Origin of the sequence: Saccharothrix sp. ST-888, assembly GCF_000955975.1 — a bacterium.
GTDB lineage: Bacteria > Actinomycetota > Actinomycetes > Streptomycetales > Streptomycetaceae > Kitasatospora.
On sequence record NZ_JYJF01000315.1, the window covers coordinates 1 to 724 of the forward strand.

The 724-nt window shown below is 67.1% G+C and carries 2 protein-coding genes; both read left to right on the forward strand.

Going from position 1 to position 724, the window contains the following annotated elements; all coding sequences use genetic code 11:
• Positions 1-366, forward strand: a 366-nt coding sequence (locus UK12_RS32840) for an oligopeptide/dipeptide ABC transporter ATP-binding protein (protein ID WP_045306866.1), incomplete at its 5' end; no start/stop codon positions are given.
• Positions 359-724, forward strand: a 366-nt coding sequence (locus UK12_RS32845) for an ATP-binding cassette domain-containing protein (RefSeq protein WP_045306867.1), incomplete at its 3' end; no start/stop codon positions are given. The genes UK12_RS32840 and UK12_RS32845, both read left to right, overlap by 8 nt.

Sequence of the window (724 nt, forward strand, 5' to 3'; positions counted from 1 at the left end):
ACCCACGACCTCGGCGTGGTCGCCGACGTCGCGGACAAGATCGCGGTCATGTACGCGGGCCGGATCGTGGAGACCGCGCCGGTGCACGAGCTGTACGCGCGCCCCGCGCACCCGTACACCCGGGGACTGCTGGACTCCATTCCGCGGCTGGACCAGAAGGGCCAGGAGCTCTACGCGATCAAGGGGCTGCCGCCCAACCTGCTGCGGATCCCGCCGGGGTGTGCCTTCAACCCCCGCTGTCCGAGAGCGCAGGAGATCTGCCGCCAGGAGGTGCCGAGGCTCTTCCCGGTCACCGAGGACGACGGAACTGCGGTGGCCGGGCGGGGCAGCGCCTGTTTCTTCTGGAAGGAGACCCTCCATGACTGAGCCGATCCTGGAGGTCAGGGACCTGGTCAAGTACTTCCCGCTGACCCAGGGCGTCCTCTTCAAGAAGCAGGTCGGCGCGGTGAAGGCGGTCGACGGCGTCTCCTTCGACCTGATGCACGGGGAGACCCTGGGCATCGTCGGCGAGTCGGGGTGCGGAAAGTCCACCCTGGCCAAGGTGTTGATGAACCTGGAGACCGCGACCAGCGGTTCGGTCAGGTACAAGGGTGAGGAGATCTCGCGGCTGAGGGGTGCGGCGTTGAAGGCGGTGCGCCGGAACATCCAGATGGTGTTCCAGGACCCGTACACGTCGCTGAATCCGCGGATGACGGTGGGTGACATCATCGGGGAGCCGTTCGAG